General features: G+C 66.2%; 15 protein-coding genes and 3 tRNA genes. 3 read left to right on the top strand and 15 right to left on the bottom strand.

Translation table 11 applies throughout. The annotated features are described in order from the left end of the window. Nucleotide 1 precedes the first annotated feature (1 nt). The 15 genes from TEF_10535 to TEF_10465 all read right to left on the bottom strand — a co-directional run bounded on the left by TEF_10535 (nt 2) and on the right by TEF_10465 (nt 15325). On the bottom strand, nt 2–610 hold the full coding sequence (locus TEF_10535) for an NADH-quinone oxidoreductase subunit C (protein ID ANK81184.1): 609 nt from the start codon (nt 608–610) through the stop codon (nt 2–4). Between the two features lie 26 nt (nt 611–636). Further along, complete coding sequence (locus TEF_10530) at nt 637–1191, bottom strand: NADH dehydrogenase (GenBank protein ID ANK81183.1); 555 nt, start codon at nt 1189–1191, stop codon at nt 637–639. Next, on the bottom strand, nt 1182–1556 hold the full coding sequence (locus TEF_10525; GenBank protein ANK81182.1) for an NADH-quinone oxidoreductase subunit A: 375 nt from the start codon (nt 1554–1556) through the stop codon (nt 1182–1184). Before TEF_10525 ends, TEF_10530 begins: the two co-directional genes overlap by 10 nt. A 160-nt stretch (nt 1557–1716) precedes the next feature. Continuing rightward, nucleotides 1717–1793 (bottom strand) — tRNA-Asp (locus TEF_10520). Nucleotides 1794–2006: 213 nt separating this feature from the next. Beyond that, nucleotides 2007–3317 (bottom strand): hypothetical protein, encoded by a 1311-nt coding sequence (locus TEF_10515; GenBank protein ID ANK81181.1) that lies wholly within the window; start codon nt 3315–3317, stop codon nt 2007–2009. A 228-nt stretch (nt 3318–3545) separates the two neighbouring features. Beyond that, nucleotides 3546–3621, bottom strand: a tRNA-Val gene (locus tag TEF_10510). Nucleotides 3622–3733: 112 nt separating this feature from the next. Continuing rightward, complete coding sequence (locus TEF_10505) at nt 3734–4006, bottom strand: DNA-binding protein HU (protein ANK81180.1); 273 nt, start codon at nt 4004–4006, stop codon at nt 3734–3736. Between the two features lie 128 nt (nt 4007–4134). Continuing rightward, entirely contained in the window at nt 4135–6558 is a 2424-nt protein-coding gene (locus TEF_10500; GenBank protein ANK81179.1) for an endopeptidase La, read from the bottom strand. Nucleotides 6559–6687: 129 nt separating this feature from the next. Then, on the bottom strand, nt 6688–7953 hold the full coding sequence (locus TEF_10495; GenBank protein ANK81178.1) for an ATP-dependent protease ATP-binding subunit ClpX: 1266 nt from the start codon (nt 7951–7953) through the stop codon (nt 6688–6690). Nucleotides 7954–8110: 157 nt separating this feature from the next. Then, the gene (locus TEF_10490) at nt 8111–8770 is read right to left on the bottom strand and encodes an ATP-dependent Clp endopeptidase, proteolytic subunit ClpP (GenBank protein ID ANK81177.1); all 660 of its coding nucleotides are present in this window, start codon (nt 8768–8770) and stop codon (nt 8111–8113) included. Between the two features lie 106 nt (nt 8771–8876). Continuing rightward, a complete protein-coding gene (locus TEF_10485) occupies nt 8877–10310 on the bottom strand; it encodes a hypothetical protein (protein ID ANK81176.1) in 1434 nt (477 codons plus the stop codon). A 135-nt stretch (nt 10311–10445) separates the two neighbouring features. Further along, nucleotides 10446–10530 (bottom strand) — tRNA-Leu (locus TEF_10480). Nucleotides 10531–11017: 487 nt separating this feature from the next. After that, entirely contained in the window at nt 11018–12298 is a 1281-nt protein-coding gene (locus TEF_10475) for a malonyl-CoA decarboxylase (GenBank protein ID ANK83412.1), read from the bottom strand. A gap of 148 nt (nt 12299–12446) precedes the next feature. Further along, complete coding sequence (locus TEF_10470) at nt 12447–13916, bottom strand: bifunctional ADP-dependent (S)-NAD(P)H-hydrate dehydratase/NAD(P)H-hydrate epimerase (GenBank protein ANK81175.1); 1470 nt, start codon at nt 13914–13916, stop codon at nt 12447–12449. A gap of 2 nt (nt 13917–13918) precedes the next feature. Then, complete coding sequence (locus TEF_10465) at nt 13919–15325, bottom strand: amidase (protein ID ANK81174.1); 1407 nt, start codon at nt 15323–15325, stop codon at nt 13919–13921. Between the two features lie 213 nt (nt 15326–15538). Here TEF_10465 and TEF_10460 point away from each other — a divergent pair, with 213 nt between their 5' ends. The 3 genes from TEF_10460 (at nt 15539) to TEF_10450 (ending at nt 19156) form a co-directional block, all read left to right on the top strand. After that, complete coding sequence (locus TEF_10460; GenBank protein ANK83411.1) at nt 15539–16675, top strand: FAD-dependent oxidoreductase; 1137 nt, start codon at nt 15539–15541, stop codon at nt 16673–16675. A gap of 34 nt (nt 16676–16709) precedes the next feature. Next, a complete protein-coding gene (locus TEF_10455) occupies nt 16710–17744 on the top strand; it encodes a cyclase (GenBank protein ANK81173.1) in 1035 nt (344 codons plus the stop codon). 113 nt (nt 17745–17857) lie between these two features. Beyond that, a complete protein-coding gene (locus TEF_10450; protein ID ANK81172.1) occupies nt 17858–19156 on the top strand; it encodes a sn-glycerol-3-phosphate ABC transporter substrate-binding protein in 1299 nt (432 codons plus the stop codon). The last annotated feature ends 54 nt before the right edge of the window (nt 19157–19210 follow it).

Below are 19210 nucleotides of genomic sequence, written 5' to 3'. Positions count from 1 at the left end.
GTCAGGACGCTCCTTCGGCCTTCTCGTCGCCGGGCAGAATGTATTCAGCGCCCTCCCAGGGGCTCATGAAGTCGAACCGGCGGAACTCCTGGACCAGCTTCACCGGCTCGTAGACCACACGCTTCTGCTCGTCGTCATAGCGGACCTCGACATAGCCGGTCAGCGGAAAATCCTTGCGCAGCGGATGACCCTCGAAGCCGTAGTCGGAAAGGATCCGGCGCAGGTCGGGATGGCCCGAAAACATCACCCCGTACATGTCCCAGGTTTCGCGTTCGAACCAGTTGGCCGAACTGAAGACGCCGCAGATGCTGGGCACCGGCGTCTCCTCGCCGGCCTGGATCACCACCCGGACCCTGAAATTGTGGCGCATGGACAGCAGATGATAGACGACGTCGAAACGCGGGCTTCGCCCCGGCCAGTCCACGGCGGTGATGTCCACCAGCATCTTGAAAAGGCAGGAGGGGTCGTCGCGCAGGAACGTTATCACCCGCTCGATGTGATCGGCCCGCACCCGGATGCGGAGTTCCTCCAGGCGGATGACGCTCTCGACCAGCGAATCGCCCAGGCCGGCCTCGATCGTCTCCCGCAGTTCGTTGAGCGCTTCATCCATGTAAGAGCAGCCGCCTTTCGGTTCGTTCAGCGCGCGATGGTGCCGGTCCGGCGGATCTTACGCTGCAGTTGCAGGATGCCGTAGACCAGCGCCTCGGCCGTCGGCGGACAGCCCGGCACGTAGATGTCGACGGGCACGATGCGGTCGCAGCCGCGCACGACGGAGTAGGAATAGTGGTAATAGCCGCCGCCATTGGCGCAGGAGCCCATGGAGATCACGTAGCGCGGCTCGGCCATCTGGTCGTAGACCTTGCGCAGCGCCGGCGCCATCTTGTTGGTCAGCGTGCCCGCCACGATCATGACGTCGGACTGACGCGGACTGGCGCGCGGCACGACACCGAACCGGTCGAGGTCGTAGCGCGGCATGTAGGCGTGGATCATCTCGACGCCGCAGCAGGCGAGTCCGAAGGTCATCGGCCAGAGCGAGCCCGTCCGGGCCCAGTTCACCAGCTTGTCGACCTGGCTGACGACAAAGCCCTTTTCGCTGATCTCCTCGCCGACGTCGCGGTAGAACGCGTCCTGGTCGCCGGCGGCGAGCTGCGCGGAGCGTTCGGTGGCGGGAACCTTGTCGCTCATTCCCATTCCAGCGCTCCCTTCTTCCATTCGTAGACGAAACCGATGGTGAGGATGCCGAGGAAGATCATCATCGACCAGAACCCGAAAGTGCCGATCTCGGCCAGCGACACCGCCCAGGGGAACAGGAAGGCCACTTCCAGATCGAAGATGATGAAGAGGATGGCGACGAGATAGAAGCGCACGTCGAACTGCCGCCGCGCATCGCCGAACGGCTCGAATCCGCACTCATAGGGCGAAAGCTTCTCCGGGTCGGGACGCTGCCGGGCGACGATGAAGGAGGCGATCACCATGATGCTGGCCAGACCGACGGCGACGCCCAGAAAGATCAGGATCGGCAGATATTCCGCGAGCAATGTCTCAAGGCCGGCCATTGCGATCCCCTTTCGTCACAGCACCCTGACACCCGCGCCGGAGTATAGGGTCCGGCCACCTGTTCCGAAAGCGCCAAAGGACCGCAGGGGCGCGGGAAGAACCTGAGGTTTCTCAACGATTTCCCGGCGCCGGCTGTGGCCGGCATCTGGCGCGGAAAAATGGCGGGAGTGACGGGACTCGAACCCGCGGCCTCTGGCGTGACAGGCCAGCGCTCTAACCAACTGAGCTACACCCCCGCTGGCGGATGAAGCGTCGCGGGGATACGCCGCGGACCGTTTCCTGTCAAGGCCGGAACCGCGCGCCGCCGGGCCCTGTGGAGGATTTTTTTCAGCCTTCCGCAGGGTCGGCGCGGCGGCGCGCGCGTGGCCGCCGATGCTGCTCCGGCATCAGCCGTTGTCCTGCAGCTTCGCCGTCCCGGATACCGCCCGGATGGAGAGCCTGCCGAAACCTCAGCTCTCGGCCGCCCCGGCCCCGCTTTCACGGAGCTGCGGCGGCGTGCGCAGAAAGAGCAGGATGAGAACCGCGAAGCACAACGGCATGATCGCGCTGACGCGCAGGATGCCGTCATAGGTGCCGAACATGTCGTAGGCGAGGCCGAAGGGCAGCGCTCCGGTCGAGGCGGCGACCAGCCCCAGGGTCTGGCCCATGCCCTGGATACTGCCGAGATGCTTGCGGCCGAAATAGCGCGGCCAGAGATAACCGAACAGCGATAGCATCATCGCATTGTTCAGCCCGAAGATCATGGCGTAGACGATCGCGGTCGGCAGGTCCCGAACGAAGCTCGCCGCGATCAGCGACAGGCACATCACCACAAGGGTCATGGCGAAGACCCGCTCGGTACGCATGGCGTCCAGCATGCGCCCCACCAGCGGCATGGCGAGCGCCATGGTGAGCGCCGAGATCGGGAAGGAGCGCGCCGCCAGGGCCGGATCGAGCCCGTGGTTGAGGAAGATCGAGACCTGGAAGACATGCAGCGCGGTGACCAGCATCGAGATCGAGAACAGCCCCGGCGCGATCAGCCAGAACGCGCGGGTGCGGAGCGCCTCGCGGGCCCTGAGCCCTTCATCGGCGCGGCCGACCGGTGATGGGCCGAAGCCGCTGCGCGCCTCCGCCTCGCCGCCGTCGGGTTTCAGGCCGACATCCTCGGGCTTGCTCTCGACCAGGAAAAAGACGAGCGGGACCATCGCGATCCAGGTGGCGACCCCGATCCAGATCCAGGCTTCGCGCCAGCCCACCCGGGAGACCAGCCATTCCGACAGCGGCGGATGGATCGCCATGGAGGCGGCGAAGCCCAGCATGATCAGGCTGATGGCAAAGCCGCGCTGGCGCTCGAACCACTGAGAGACGATGTTCGTGCAGCCAAGCATGGTCGAGCCTTGGCCGAGCAGGCGCAGCGCTGCGAAGCCCATCATCAGGGTGGCGACGCCCCCGACCATGCTGAACAGAGTGGCGGCGAGGCCCAGCAGCAGGATCACGAGGAGCAGCACGGGCCGGCCGCCGAAGCGGTCGATCTGGCGGCCGACCAGCGGCAGCAGGAAGCCGCCCGCCAGGGTGGCCGCACTGAAGGCCGCCGCCACCTCGGTCACACTGAGATCGAGATCGGCGGCGATCAGCGGAAAGAAGACGCTGAAGGTGTGCGACTGTCCGGCCCCGCTCACCAGCATGCCCACGACGCCGACGAAAACGATGATCCAGCCGTAGAAGAATCGCTTGTTGAGACCGTCGATGAGGCGGCCGCGGAAGGCGGAGGGCGCAGTCATGAGGTTCGATCGCTCCGAGAAACTGGACCGGGAAGGCGTGTCCGACGTGCCTGCATTGCGCCGAATCCCGGCCCTGGACCGCCGGACCACGTACGCGCATCAACGCAGACGGTAGACATTTGAACCGGCGGCTTCGCGTTTGCTACAGGACTTGTTGCATGACAGCCCTGAAAGGCGCCGGGGGGCCGGGGCGATCGCGGACCCGTCCCCTTGTCTGACCTGTTTGATTGGTGGGCGGTGACAGGTTCGAACTGCCGACCCTCTCGGTGTAAACGAGATGCTCTACCAGCTGAGCTAACCGCCCATGAACCGGACCGGCCATGTGCGCCGGCCGATCCGCCAGGGGCCGAAAACGAAGCCGCCGGCCGTTCCTTCGAACGGCCGGCGCCCTGATCTTCGACCGACGTAGCCCGTCCCTAGTTGACGGAGTCCTTGAGACCCTTGCCGGCCTTGAACTTGGGCTGCTTGGACGCAGGAATGGAAATCTCCTCGCCAGTCTGCGGATTGCGGCCCTTGGAGGCCGCGCGCTTCGTCACCGAAAAGGTGCCGAATCCGACCAGACGGACCTCGCCGCCACCCGCCAGTGCGGAGGTAATGGTGTCGAACACCGCGTCCACGGCGTTGCTCGCATCGCTCTTGGAAATGTCGGCCTTGTCCGAGACCGCAGCCACCAGCTCGTTCTTGTTCACGTGAATTCCCCTTTCTGATTGCCGGTTCGCAACCCTTCAAAACGCAGCAACCTTAGGGTCGGCCCTCGCCTCCGTCAAAAGAAAAGCCCCCGAAAATCGCGGTTTTCCACAGATTCGGGGGCTGTTTCCTAGTGCGTAACCACGTCGCCATGATCGCTGTCACGTCGCGACGCGGCGAGGCGTTCGGCCTCGTAGGCTTCCTCGTCCCATTCGACGGCGGTGAGCGGCTGGGTCAGGGCGCGCGGCAGAACATCGTCGACCGTCGCCACGGGCACGATCTCGATGTCGCGCTTGACGTTGTCCGGAATGTCCTGGAGGTCCTTCTCGTTGTCGCGCGGGATCAGCACCATCTTGATGCCGGCCCGGTGCGCGGCGAGCAGCTTCTCCTTCAGACCGCCGATCGGCAGCACCCGGCCGCGGAGCGTGACCTCGCCGGTCATGGCGATGTCGCGCCGCACGGGGATCTGCGTCAGCACGGAGACGATGGAGGTGACCATCGCGATACCGGCCGACGGGCCGTCCTTGGGCGTCGCGCCCTCGGGCACGTGGATATGGATGTCGCGCTTGTCGAAGGTCGGCGGAATGACGCCGATGCTCAGCGAGCGCGAGCGGACATAGGACTTCGCCGCCTGCACCGATTCCTGCATGACGTCGCCCAGCTTGCCGGTGATGGTCATGCGGCCCTTGCCGGGCAGCATCACCGCTTCGATCGACAGCAGTTCGCCGCCCACCTCGGTCCAGGCCAGGCCCGTGGTCACGCCGATCATGTCCTCGTCTTCCATCATGCCATAACGGAAGCGTTTCACGCCGGCGTACTTGTCGAGGTTGCGGACGGTGACCTTCACCTGCTTGATCTTGTCGGTGACGATCTCCTTGACCGCCTTGCGGGCCAGGTTGGCGATCTCGCGCTCCAGGTTCCGGACGCCGGCCTCCCGGGTGTAGTAGCGGATGAGATCGCGGATCGCGTTGTCCGAAATCTCCCACTCCCCCTTCTTGAGGCCGTGGTCCTTGACCTGCTTCGGCACCAGATGGCGCTTCGCGATCTCGACCTTCTCATGCTCGGTGTAGCCCGACAGCCGGATGATCTCCATGCGGTCCAGCAGGGGCTGCGGCATGCGCAGCGTGTTCGCCGTGCAGACGAACATCACGTCGGAGAGATCGTAGTCGACCTCCAGATAGTGGTCCTGGAAGGTGTGATTCTGCTCCGGGTCCAGCACCTCGAGCAGCGCCGATGACGGATCGCCGCGGAAATCGGCGCCCATCTTGTCGACCTCGTCGAGCAGGAAGAGCGGATTGGACTTCTTCGCCTTCTTCATCGACTGGATGATCTTGCCCGGCATGGAGCCGATATAGGTCCGGCGATGGCCACGGATCTCGGCTTCGTCGCGGACGCCGCCGAGGGAAAGGCGGACGAACTCGCGCCCCGTGGCCGAGGCGATGGACTTGCCCAGCGAGGTCTTGCCGACGCCGGGCGGGCCGACGAGGCACAGGATCGGACCCTTCAGCTTCTTCGCGCGCTGCTGCACGGCAAGATATTCGAGGATCCGCTCCTTGACCTTCTCCAGACCGTAATGGTCGTCGTTGAGCACGACTTCGGCGGCGTTGATGTCCTTCTTGACGCGGCTCTTCTCGCTCCACGGAATGGACAGCAGCCAGTCGAGGTAATTGCGCACGACCGTCGCCTCGGCCGACATCGGGCTCATGTTCTTAAGCTTCTTGAGCTCGGCCTCGGCCTTCTCCCGCGCCTCCTTGGAGAGCTTGGCCTTCTCGATGCGGTCCTCCAGCTCGGCCATCTCGTTGCGTTCCTCGTCGCCGTCGCCGAGTTCGCGCTGGATCGCCTTCATCTGCTCGTTGAGGTAGTACTCCCGCTGCGTCTTCTCCATCTGGCGCTTGACGCGGCCGCGGATCTTCTTCTCGACCTGGATCACGTCCAGCTCGCCGTTCATCCGGGCCAGCACCTGTTCCAGGCGCTCCTCGACGCTCAGGATCTCCAGCAGCTCCTGCTTGTCGGAGAGCTTGAGCTGCAGGTGCTGGGCGACGGTGTCGGCCAGCTTGCTGGCGTCGTCGATCTTCTCGACCGTGGCCAGCACCTCGTTCGGGACCTTCCGCGAGACCTTCACGTACTGCTCGAACTGCTCCTGGACCGAACGCATCAGCGCCTGGACGGACTGGCCGTCGGGTGCGGCCTCGTCCAGCACTTCGGCCTCGGCCTCGAAGAATTCGCTGTTGCCGGTGAAGTCGGAAATGCGCGCGCGGCGGCGGCCCTCGACCAGCACTTTCACGGTGTCGTCGGGCAGCTTCAGGAGCTGCAGCACCGTCGAGACCGCGCCGTAGCGGTAGATATCGTCGGCGCCCGGCTCATCGACGGACGCGTCCTTCTGCGCGACAAGCAGGATCTCCTTGTCGCCCTGCATCACCGCTTCCAGCGCGCGCACCGACTTCTCGCGCCCGACGAACAGGGGCACGATCATGTTCGGAAATACGACGATGTCGCGAAGCGGCAGGACCGGCAGGGTCTTCGTGGTCTTCGGATCAGACAAAGCAGCCTCCATCAAGCGCGGCCTCAGGACCTCCCATTGAGCATCCGGCCGCCAGCAATTGATCTATGCGGTCTGGAACAGCCTTCAAGCCGGAATACGCTTTTTGTTCCGGCCCGGCCCGGTTGTTCGCCGGTTGGTTCTTCAGGCGGAGCTGTCCATTTCGCCGGCGCGGTCGGCATAGAGCTTCAGCGGGCTCGCATTGCCGTCCACGACCTCGGCGTTGACGACGACCTGCTCCACGCCGTCCATGTTCGGCAGATCGAACATCGAATCCAGCAGGATGTTCTCCAGAATCGAGCGCAGACCCCGCGCGCCGGTCTTGCGTTCGATCGCCTTGCGCGCGATCGCCTTGAGAGCGTCGTCGGCGAAGGTCAGCCCCACGTCCTCCATCTCGAACAGCCGCTGGTACTGCTTGACCAGGGCGTTCTTCGGCTCGGTCAGGATCTGGACCAGGGCTTCCTCGTCCAGATCGCGCAGCGTCGCCAGCACGGGCAGACGGCCCACGAACTCCGGGATCAGACCGAACTTGAGCAGATCCTCCGGCTCCACGCCGGCCAGGATCTCGCCCGTCTTGCGGTCGTCGGACGAACGGACGTCGGCGCCGAAGCCGATCGAACTGCCCTGGCCGCGGGCGGAGATGATCTTGTCGAGGCCCGCGAAGGCGCCGCCGCAGATGAACAGGATGTTGGTGGTGTCCACCTGCAGGAACTCCTGCTGCGGATGCTTGCGCCCGCCCTGGGGCGGTACGGAGGCCACCGTGCCTTCCATGATCTTCAGCAGCGCCTGCTGCACGCCCTCCCCGGACACGTCGCGCGTGATAGAGGGGTTGTCGGACTTGCGGCTGATCTTGTCGACCTCGTCGATGTAGACGATGCCGCGCTGGGCGCGTTCGACATTGTAGTCGGCCGACTGCAACAGCTTCAGGATGATGTTCTCGACATCCTCGCCGACATAGCCGGCCTCCGTCAGCGTGGTGGCGTCGGCCATGGTGAAGGGCACGTCGAGGATGCGCGCCAGCGTCTGCGCCAGCAGCGTCTTGCCGCAGCCGGTCGGGCCGATCAGCAGGATGTTCGACTTGGCCAGCTCGACGTCGGAATTCTTGGCGCTGTGATTGAGCCGTTTGTAGTGGTTGTGGACGGCCACGGAGAGAATGCGCTTGGCCGTGCTCTGACCGATCACGTAGTCGTCGAGGACCGCGCAGATTTCAGCCGGCGCCGGGATGCCGTCGCGGGTCTTGACGAGGGAACCCTTGTTCTCCTCGCGGATGATGTCCATGCAGAGTTCGACGCATTCATCGCAGATGAACACGGTGGGCCCGGCGATGAGCTTGCGAACCTCATGCTGGCTCTTCCCGCAGAACGAGCAATACAGGGTGTTCTTCGAGTCGCCGCCGCTAAGTTTCGTCATATCCGCTCCGATCTCCTGATCACGCTACGCATTGTAAACAAGTGCCGTCCGCGCCGTACAGCCCATTGCGCCCGTGATACGGGTCGACGCAAACCTGTCGGTCCCCGGGTAACGGGACAATGCTATCCCGCCGCCATTCAAGGTTCGGTTAACGCGATCACTCGGAATCGGTCTTGCCACCCCCGGAACCCGTTCCGGACCCAGGCGCTGCGCGCTTCTCGACGACTTCGTCGATCAGGCCGAACTCCTTCGCCTTGTCCGGAGTCATGAAATTGTCGCGATCCATCGCCCGTTCAACCGTGTCGATGTCCTGACCGGTGTGATGAACGTAGATTTCGTTCAGCCGCTTGCGCAGGGCAAGGATCTCGCGGGCGTGAATCTCGATATCCGCCGCCTGACCCTGGAAACCGCCGGAGGGCTGATGAATCATGATGCGGGAGTTGGGCAGGCTGAACCGCATACCCTTCTCGCCGGCCGCCAGCAACAGCGATCCCATCGACGCCGCCTGGCCGATACACAGTGTCGCGACCTTGGGGCGGATGTACTGCATGGTGTCGTACATCGCCAGTCCCGAGGTGACGATGCCGCCGGGCGAGTTGATGTAGATCGAAATTTCCTTGGAGGGGTTCTCCGCTTCCAGGAAAAGCAGCTGCGCCGTGACCAGCGACGACATGCCGTCGTGCACCGGCCCGACCACGAAGATGATCCGCTCCTTCAGCAGGCGCGAGTAGATGTCGTAGGCGCGCTCGCCCCGGTTGGTCTGCTCCACGACCATCGGGACGAGAGTGTTCATGTAAACGTCGCGCGGGTCCTGCATGACGGCTCCTTAGACTGTCGGGAAGCGGCGGTACCGGATGGCGCTCCGGCCGCCGCGAATGGAATCACACCACAAATATGGCGCGCCCGCGGCGGTTCGAAAACCGTCAGGCGCTCGCTGCGGCGTTTTCCTCATCCGCGTCCGGATCCGCCGACAGCTCCTCGGGGCTCACCTTGCGCTCGCTGACCTTCGCCATCTCGACGATGAAGTCGATCACCTTGTCCTCGAAGACCGGCGCGCGCAGCCGCTGCATGGCGTCCGGGTTCTTCTGGTAGAACTCGACCACCATCCGTTCCTGACCGGGGAAGTTGCGCGCCTGCTTCATGATCTCCCGGTTCACCTCGTCGGGGGTGACCTCCAGCTTGTTCTCGCGGCCGATCTCGGCCAGCACGAGACCCAGGCGGACGCGCCGCTCCGCGATCTTGCGGTATTCGTCCTTCTTCTCGTCGTCCAGCCCCTCGTCGACCGGCGGATGGTCGTGTTCATGATCATGTTCGTGGTCATGGTCGTGATCATGTTCGTGATCATGTTCGTGATCGTGGTCGTGGTCGTGATCATGGTCGTCCTGCTGGCCATCCTCGGCCTTCGCCTGACGGACGATCTGATCATACTCGGTCTCGACCATACCCGGCGGAACCTCGAAGTCATGGCGTTCGGCCAGCTTGTCGAGAACCTCGCGCTTCAGGCGCATGCGGCCGATCTCGCCGTACTCCTCGGCGATGCGGCCGCGCATGGTCTCGCGCAGGGCGGCGAGATCGTCCAGGCCCAGCTGCTTGGCGAAATCGTCGTCGATCGTGGCAGCCCGGGCCGCACGGATCTCGCGCACGGTGACGTCGAAGTTCGCTTCCTTGCCGGCCAGGTCCTTGGCGCCGTATTCCTCGGGGAAGGTGATGGTGACGACCGTCTCGTCGCCCGCCTTCTTGCCGACAAGCTGCTCCTCGAAGCCCGGCACGAACTGACCCTGCCCCAGCACGATCTGGACCTCCTCGCCGGCGCCGCCCTCGAAGGGTTCGCCATCGACCTTGCCGACGAAGTCGATCACGATCGCGTCGCCTTCGGCAGCGGGGCGATCCTCCTCGATCTTCTCGTAGGTCGTCTGATCCTGCGCCAGGCGCTCCAGCGCGCTGTCGACGGTCTCGTCGGGCACCTCGGCGGTCAGGCGTTCCACCTCCAGCGAGGACAGGTCGGCAATCTCGAAATCGGGAAGGATCTCGAGCGACATCTTGTAGGCCAGATCCTGGCCCTCGTCGAAGCTCTCGATCTCGATCGATGGCTGCACGGCCGGACGCACGTCATTGTCTTCCAGCGCCTTCTGGCTGGATTCGTTCAGCGTCTCCTCGAGGACCTCGCCGAGGATGGACTTGCCGTACATCTGGCGCAGCAGCTTCGGCGGCACCTTGCCGGGCCGGAAGCCCTTCATCTGGACCTGGCCGCTGAGCTCCTTCAGCTTCGCCGACATCTTCGCCTCGACGTCCTCGGCGGGCACCACAATCTTGTATTCGCGTTTCAGACCTTCCGCCGAAAGCTGTTCGATCTGCATCGACGCCTCTTTCCTTTTCCACCGGGCCCCGCCGGACAGGGGACCTTCATACTGTCATTGCGGCCGCGCCCGCGGCCCGCTGTTCCGTCCGCGCGGCCCGGTCGTGTACCGTTCCGCCCCAGCCACGGCTGAACCTGGTGCGGGCGGAGGGACTCGAACCCCCACGACTTGCGTCACCAGGACCTAAACCTGGCGCGTCTACCAATTCCGCCACGCCCGCCGGAAGCGGCCATGGCCGGGTCGCGCAGATGCGCGCCGGGCCGCCCCTACGCCGCGGCGGAGCCATACGCGCCCGGCCCCACGGCGTCAAGCGCGGGCAGGTCCCGGCGGCGCGGAAACCGGCGCTGTCTCAGAGGAACTGGTCGACCTGGCGAAACTGGTCGAGAAAACAGGAGAGCGCGAGGACGCGAAGACCGCCAATCGCCTTGCGCTGACCCTGCACGTGGGTCACACGGTAGCGGACATGGGGAATACCCTGACCGTCGGTCATCACCTCGACGACCTCCGCGCGTTCCATGGCGCGGCCGGCAAGCCGCCGTTCATGAAGCGAACCTGTTTCAGGGCGTGGCGCAGCACGTTTCCGAGCAAAGAACATGGTCAAAAGATCGCAATCCGAAAGTTGGCTCTTGATTGTGATGCCCGAGCCACAGTGTTCAAAGATTCCTGTGGTTGTAAAGACTTCCTGAACGAAATAGTTGAACAAAGGGTTAAAGGCCCTTGCAAAGACGCGAAATCTGCGGCGAGGCGACCACCTTGCCCTCACCGCGGAAGGCCTCGTGGTTCTTTTCGATCTCGTCCAGCTTGTAGAGATAATTGACCATCATGCCGGCCGACTGGCGCAGGCCGGATTCGGATCGGTCGCCCATCCAGTTGATCCGCTCCACCCTTGCGCCGTTGTTGAGGTGAAAGCGGGCCACGGGGTCCAGTGGCCGCCCCCGGGAATCCTTCTCCCGCGCCAGGTAGCGCGCGCCGAGCCGGATCAGCGGCTCGCGGACGGCTTCGACCAGATCGCCGTCATCGACCCAGCCCGGATCGTCGAGGATGGCCTTCAGGCCCTGGTGGCCGCTTTCCTTGCGGGCGGTGGCGCGGATCAGACGGTCCTCGGCCTCCGCCAGCAGCGGCTCCTCGCCTTCCAGCGCCCCCTCGAGCCAGCGTCGGAAACCGGGAATCGGCGACAGGGTCGCGAACGATTTCAGGTTCGGAAAGCGCTGGCTCAGCCGGTCGACCACGCGCTTGATCAGGAAATCGCCGAAGCCGACGCCCGCCAGGCCCGCCTGGCAGTTGGAGATGGAATAGAAGATCGCCGTGTCGGCGGCGTGGGGATCGACCTCCGGCGCGGCCTCGTCGAGCAACGCGTGGACATTGTCGGTCATGCCGTTGACCAGCGCGACCTCCACGAAGATCAGCGGCTCGCCGGGCATGTTCGGATGCATGAAGGAGAAGCAGCGCCGATCGGAGTCGAGGCGGTTCTTCAGATCCTTCCAGGACCGGATCTCGTGGACCGCCTCGTAGTCGATCAGCTTCTCCAGCAGCGAAGCCGGCGAATTGAAGGTGATCTGCGCCATTTCCAGGAAGCCCACGTCGAACCAGCCGCGCAGGAGTTCCTGCAGATCGCCGTCCAGGTCCCTGAGGTCTGGCTGCTCGCGCGCCGCACGGAGCAGGTCGGCGCGCATGTCGACCAGGAACTTCACGCCCCGGTCGAGGCTGTTGAACTGTGTCAGCAGATGCACGCGCGGCGGCACCAGGCTTCTGCGCAGGCGGCGGCGGGCCGTCCGGCGCTCCGCCTCCCCTTCCGCCGCGCGGAGCGCGGCCGAGGCCTTGTCCACCTCGTCGGGGTCGATGTCGTACTCGCGCGCCAGCAGCGCGAAGAAGCGCGCGCGTCCCTTCGCATTGAGGCCGAGATAGGCCCGGCCGAGCTCCGCGGCCCTGAGCCGGGCCGAGACGGCGCCGCCCCGATCGGCCAGACAGGCGTCGATCTGACGGCGGATCAGCGGCAGATCGCTGTCGCGCAATTCCCGGTCGACGGAAACCGGACGGACGTTGATGTCATCGTCGCCGCGCCAGTTGCGCACGCGGTCCAGCGCCCGCACCCAGAAGTTACGCTGCTGTCTCGCCACGGTCCGGGCTCCCTCGAGTTCAGGTTTCGAGAAGGGCTTTCAGCACGACGGGCAGAGCGGGCGCAAGGTCTTCGGCAATCAGCCCCGGCCCGACAATTCGTCCCACCTCGCCGTGCATCCACACCGCCGCGCAGGCCGCCTCGAAGGCGGGCATGCCCTGGGCGAGAAGACCCAGGACGATACCGGCAAGCACATCGCCGGCGCCCGCGGTGGCGAGCGTGGGCGGCGCATTGTCGTTGATCGCGGCGCGCCCGTCGGGGGCCGCGATCACGGTATCCGGTCCCTTGTGCACCACGACCGCGCCGCTGCGGCGTGCGGCATCGCGGGTGACGGTCAGCTTGTCGGCGCCGCTCTCGAACAGACGGCCGAACTCGCCCGAATGGGGCGTCAGCACACAGGGACCGGCGATGGCCGCGAACAACGCGGCAGGATCGTCCTTGAAGACCGTGATGGCGTCGGCGTCGAGCACGGTGCGCTTGCCCGCGTCGAGCGCCGCCAGCACGAAGTCGCGGGTGCGCTGGTCGACGCCATGGCCCGGCCCGACCAGAACGGCGTTCTTGCGATCGTCGGCAAGCAGCTCCCGCCAGGCGTCGGCGTCCGCGACCGAGGTCAGCATCACTGCCGTAAGGTGCGCGGCGTAGACGATCGCCGCCGATGGCGGCACGGCGCAGGTGACCAGACCCGCCCCGGCCCTCAGCGCGCCTTCCGCCGCCATGCGCGCGGCGCCCGAAGCGGTCACGCCGCCCCCGGAAACGAGGGCGTGGCCGCGCGCGTACTTGTGGCCCTCGGGCGTCAGCCGGGGCAGCGCCTGCCGCCAGAGCGGCGGCGCGTTGCGAAAGCATTCGGGGGCGATCTCGTCCAGGGCGGAAAGTGGCGTACCGATGTCGATGACCTCGACATGGCCGCACAGGAACCGCCCCGGCGCCAGCAGGTGACCCGGCTTCAGGGTGAAGAACGTCGTCGTCAGGTCGGCGCGGAAGACCGGACCGTCATGGCCGCCATCGTCGCCGCGCACCCCGCTCGGCACGTCTACCGCCACCACGGCCCGCCCCCGGCTGGCCTCGGCCAGTTCGGCGGGGACACCTTCCAGGGGCCGCGACAGACCGGCGCCGAACAGCGCGTCGACGACCAGCGTCGCCTCGCCCAGGCAGCCGCCGGTGAGCGCCTCGATTTCGCCTTCCCAGCGTCCGGCCATGGTTGCGGCATCACCCCGCAGCCGAGCGGGATCGCCCATCAGCGCCAGCCGCACGGGCCAGCCGGCAGCGCGCAGATGCCGGGCGATGACGAAACCGTCGCCGCCATTGTTGCCCGGCCCGCAGAGCACCATCACCGGCTGTGGGGCGTAGCGCGCCAGGATGGCGTCCGCCGCGCCGCCGCCGGCGTTCTCCATCAGCGTCTCGCCATCCACGCCGTGGCTTACGGCGTACTCGTCGGCGGCATACATCTGCCGGACCGTGAGAGCGATATCGGCAGGCGGCGGCCAGGCCATGGTCAGAGTTCCGGACGGCGCGACGCGGCAACCGGATTCGCGGCCTCGTAGGCGGCGGCGATGCGGAGCACCGTCGGGTCGTCGAACATGCGGCCGACGATCTGCAGCCCCACGGGCAGCCCGCCATCGGTGAAGCCGCACGGCACCGAGCAGGCCGGCTGCTGCGTCAGGTTGAAGGGATAGCTGAACGGCGTCCACGCGACCCAGCCATTGCCGCCCTCGTCCCAGCCTTCCGGCACCAGCCGGTCGACGCCGAAAGCCGGCACGGAAAGGGATGGCGTGATCAGCGCGTCGTACCCGGCCATGAACAGCTTCATGTTGGAGCCAACCAGGGCGCGGAGCCGCATTGCGTCCATGTACTCGCCGAGGGAGATGCCCGATGCGATACCGATGATGCCGGCCAGTCCCGGGTCGAGTTCCGCCTTCTTCTCCTCCGGCAGGTTGCGGAGCACGCCATAGGCGCCGGACTGCCAGAGCGTGTTGAAGATCTCCACCGTGTCGCCGATGCCCGGATCAGTCTCGACGATCTCGGCGCCGAGGTCGGCCAGGGTCTCCGCGGCGGCGCGCACCGCGGCCGCAACTTCCGCATCGACCCGCGCATGTCCCAGGTCAGGGCTGTAGGCGATGCGCAGTCCTTCGACGCCGCCGGAGAGCACACGGGCGGGGATCGGCTCCGTGGGCACGGAATACCAGTCCTTCGTGTCCTCCCCCATCATCATGTTGAGCATCAGCAGCGAGTCCGCCACCGTGCGCGTCAGCGGCCCCGAATGGGCCAGCGTCCCCATGGGGCTCGCCGGATAGTAGGGCACGCGCCCGAAACTCGGCTTGTGGCCGAAGACGCCGGTGAAGGCCGCCGGTATGCGGACGGAGCCGCCGCCGTCGGTGCCGAGGTGCAGCGCCCCCATGCCCGCAGCGCAGGCCGCCGAGGCGCCGCCCGAGGAGCCGCCGGGCGTGGTCGCCGTGTTCCAGGGATTGCGGGTGGTGCCCGTGAGCGGGCTGTCGGTGACGCCCTTCCAGCCATATTCCGGCGTGTTGGTCTTGCCCAGCAGCACCGCGCCGGCCGCCCTCAGCCGGGCCGGGGTCGGCGCGTCCTCCGCCGCGGGCGTTGTATCGGACGTCTTCGAGCCACGCAGGGTCGACAGGCCGCGCATGTCGAACAGGTCCTTGATCGTCGCCGGCACGCCATCGACCGGCGACAGCGGCGCGCCTTCGCGCCAGCGCCGCTCCGATGCGCGTGCGCCCGCCATGGCGCCGTCGCGGTCAAGCACGCGGAAGGCGTTCAGCGTCCCGTCGACCGCGTCGATGCGCCGGAACACGGCTTCCGTCACCTCGACCGGCGAAAAATCACCGCGCTCGTAGCCGCGCACGAGATCGCCCGCGCTCAAGTAGATCAGATCCTGATCGCCCATCCGTCCCTCCGCTGATGCCGGCGGCATTGTTCATACCCCGCATGGCCCCTGCAATGCTTCAAAGGAGATACCGCCGCAGTACGACGGTGCGACTGCGCCCCTGCCCCAAGCGCTCCTGGCGCCGATGGCGATCGGGCGCCTGCCCCTCCCCGATTGCGGCGCGGCGCAAGCCGCACGATGATGCTGCCCGAGCGGACAAGCAGCGGGGGCATCATGATCGAGTGCGAGATCGCCGTGATCGGCGCCGGGATCGCGGGCATGTCAGCGGCCTGTTTCCTTGCCGAGGCCAGGGGCGACGGGGCGCGGATCGCCGTACTGGAACAGGAGACGCAGCCCGGCTATCACACCACCGGGCGCTCGGCGGCGATGTACACCGAGGTCTACGGCAACGCCACCATCCGCGCGATGGTGAAGGCCAGCCGGCGCTTCATGGAGGCGCCCGAGGCGCGTTATGCGGAGAACTCGCTGCTCAGCCCGCGCGGCGCGCTGATGGTCGCCCGGGCGGATCAGACCGCCCGCATCGACGACTTCCTGGCCGAGATGAACCGCCCCGACATTCTGAAGACGGTCGGCCGGGAAATCTGCCTGGAACTGTCGCCGGCCCTCGATCCGGACTATGTCGCCGGCGGCGTGCACGAACGCGCCGCCATGGACATCGATGTCCATGGCCTGCATCAGGGTTATATCCGCGTCTTCCGCGGCCTGGGCGGCCGCATCGTCACTGACGCCGGCGTCACCGGCATCGCGCGGACGGGACCGGGCTTCGAGATCGAAACCCGGGGCGGCGAGCCCGTGCGGGCCGAGATCGTTATCAACGCCGCGGGCGCCTGGGGCGACATGATCGCCACCATGGCCGGCGCGGTCCCTGTCGGCCTGGTGCCGAAGCGCCGCACGGCCATCACCTTCGACCTGCCGCCGGGCACGACCAATGGCGACTGGCCGCTGACCTTCGATATCGACGAGGAATGGTATTTCAAGCCCGACGCCGGCCGGGTGCTGGCCTCCCCGGCGGACGAGACGCCCGCCGCACCCAACGACGCCCAGCCGGAGGAACTGGACATCGCCATCTGCATCGACCGCATCGAACGGGCGACGACGATGGAGGTCGGGCGCCCAGCCAGCCGCTGGGCGGGGCTGCGCTCCTTCGTGCACGACCACAGCCCGGTCAACGGCTTCGACGACCGCGTCGACGGCTTCTACTGGCTGGTCGGACAGGGCGGCTACGGCATCAAGACCTCGCCGGCCATGGGCCGCATCGCGGCAGCGCTGATCGGCGGCGGCGACGTGCCGGCGGACATCGTCGACTGCGGGCTGGACTATGCCAATCTGGGCGTGGACAGGCTGCGATAGAACAACCAACCGAACGAAGGGGAGGATCGAGGGGATGAGCGGACGCTGGAAGAACCGGCCGGAAGGCTCCGAATGGGGCCAGCACGGCGCCGACGACGAACTGGGCCGCGTCAACCTGATCACGCCGGAGAAGGTGAAACAGGGGATCGCCGAGGTGAAGGAGGGACTGACCTTCTGCCTCAGCCTGCCGCTCGACTTTCCCGGCGGCAACATCCTGAACGTGCGCCGCCATCCGCCGCGCCGCCGGCCGACCTTCCTTGAGGACAAGCCCTACATCAACTTCCCGCTGTATCGCCTCGACGCGCAGAACACCGACGTCGTCAGCGACGACGAGGTCACCATCTGCCTGCAGTATTCGACGCAGTGGGATGCGCTCTCCCATGTCGGGGCGTTCTTCGATGCCGACGGCGACGGAACCGAGGAGAAGGTCTACTTCAACGGCTTCCGCGCCGGCGAGGACGTGGTCGGCCCCGAATCCTATGACGGCGAGGCGAGCGACGCCGAAGGCTTCGGCGCCAACCGCCTCGGCATACAGAACTTCGCCCGCCACGGCATGCAGGGCCGCGCGGTGATGATCGACCTTGAGGCCCATGTCGGCCGCGAACGCGTCTATGTCGGCTATGACCGGCTGATGGAGATCATGGAGGCGGACGGCGTGACCGTGGAGCGCGGCGACATGGTCGTCTTCCGCACCGGCTTCGCCGAGGAGATCCTGTCGATGAATCGCACGCCGTCGAAGGAGCGGCTGGAGAATTCCTGCGCCGTGCTCGACGGCCGCGACGAGAAGCTGCTGCAATGGGTCAGCGAGAGCGGCGCGGCGGCCCTGATCGCCGACAACTACGCCGTCGAGGGCATCCCGGCCCAGCCCAAGGACGGGCGCCGGCCGATGCTGCCGCTGCACCATCACTGCCTGTTCAAGCTCGGCCTGCCCTTGGCGGAACTGTGGTTCCTGTCGGAACTGGCGGACTGGCTGCGCGCCAACGGCCGCAGCCGCTTCCTGCTGACGGCGCCGCCGCTGCGTCTGCCCGGCGCGGTCGGCAGTCCCGCCACGCCGGTCGCGACCGTCTGAGATCCCGGATGACGCCCGACTGAAACACGACCGTCATCCAAGAGTCATCGCTCGGCAACAGGCGGCCGTTAACCCCTCCCCTTGTCTTCAAACCCAGCAAGGGGGCTCTTCCGATGATGAAACGCATTGGCGCCATCGCCGCAGCGGCGATGGTCTTCGCCGGCACCGCACAGGCGGCGTCCGAGATAGAATGGTGGCACGCCATGGGCGGCAAGCTCGGCGAGAAGGTCGAGGAGATCGCGCAGAAGTTCAACGCCTCGCAGGACCAGTTCTCGGTCAAGCCCGTCTACAAGGGCAACTACACCGAGACCATGACCGCCGCCATCGCCGCGTTCCGCGCCGGCGAGCAGCCGCACGTCGTGCAGGTCTTCGAGGTCGGCACCGCCTCCATGATGGCCGCCAAGGGCGCTGTCTATCCGGTTCACGAACTGATGGCGGACGCCGGCGAGGCGTTCGACCAGTCCGCCTATCTGCCCGCCGTGATCTCCTACTACACCACGCCGGACGGCAAGCTGCTGTCGCTGCCGTTCAACAGCTCCACTCCGGTGCTCTGGTACAACAAGGATCTGCTCGACAAGGCCGGCGTCGCCGAGGTTCCGTCGACCTGGGGCGGGATCTACCACGCGGCCGGGAAGCTGCAGGACGCGGGCCACAAGTGCGCGATCTCCTTCGGCTGGCAGAGCTGGGTGATGATCGAGAACATGTCCGCCTGGCACGACTTGCCGATCGGCACAAAGGCCAACGGCTTCGAAGGCACGGACACCGAATTCACCTTCAACAACGGCACCATCACCGGCCTGCTGCAGCGGCTGCGCGATTCCATGGCCGACGGCACCTTCAAGTACGGCGGCCGCCGCGGCGAGAGCCTGCCGCTGTTCACCACCGGTGAGTGCGCCATGTGGATGAATTCCTCGGCCTACTACGCTTCGATCAAGGACCAGGCCGAGTTCGCCTTCGGCCAGGCCATGCTGCCCTACTCGGCCACGGTCGTGGACAAGCCGCAGAATTCGGTCATCGGCGGCGCGACCCTGTGGGTGCTACGCGGCCATGAATCGAAGGAATACAAGGGCATCGCGAAGTTCTTCAAGTTCATGTCCTCGGCCGAGATCCAGGCCGACTGGCATCAGTCCACAGGCTACGTGCCGATCACCACGGCGGCGTACGAACTCTCCAAGGAACAGGGCTACTACACGGAGAACCCGGGCACGGACACGGCGATCAAGCAGCTCAGCCTGAACGAGCCGACCGAGAACTCGAAGGGCCTGCGTTTCGGCAACTTCGTCCAGATCCGCGACGTCATCAACGAGGAGATGGAAGCGATCTGGGCCGGTCAGAAGGATGCGAAGACCGCCCTCGACGACGCCAAGCGCCGCGGCGACGAACTGCTGCGGAAGTTCGAACGCACCAACTGAAGCACGTACGGGTTCCGGCGGCGCCCCTGGCGCCGCCGGCCTGCCGGCTGCTTG

The sequence above is a fragment of the Rhizobiales bacterium NRL2 genome, assembly GCA_001664005.1.
Classification (GTDB): domain Bacteria; phylum Pseudomonadota; class Alphaproteobacteria; order Minwuiales; family Minwuiaceae; genus Minwuia.
Note: the sequence above shows the minus strand (reverse complement) of the source record. Positions and strands in the feature narration are given on the sequence as shown.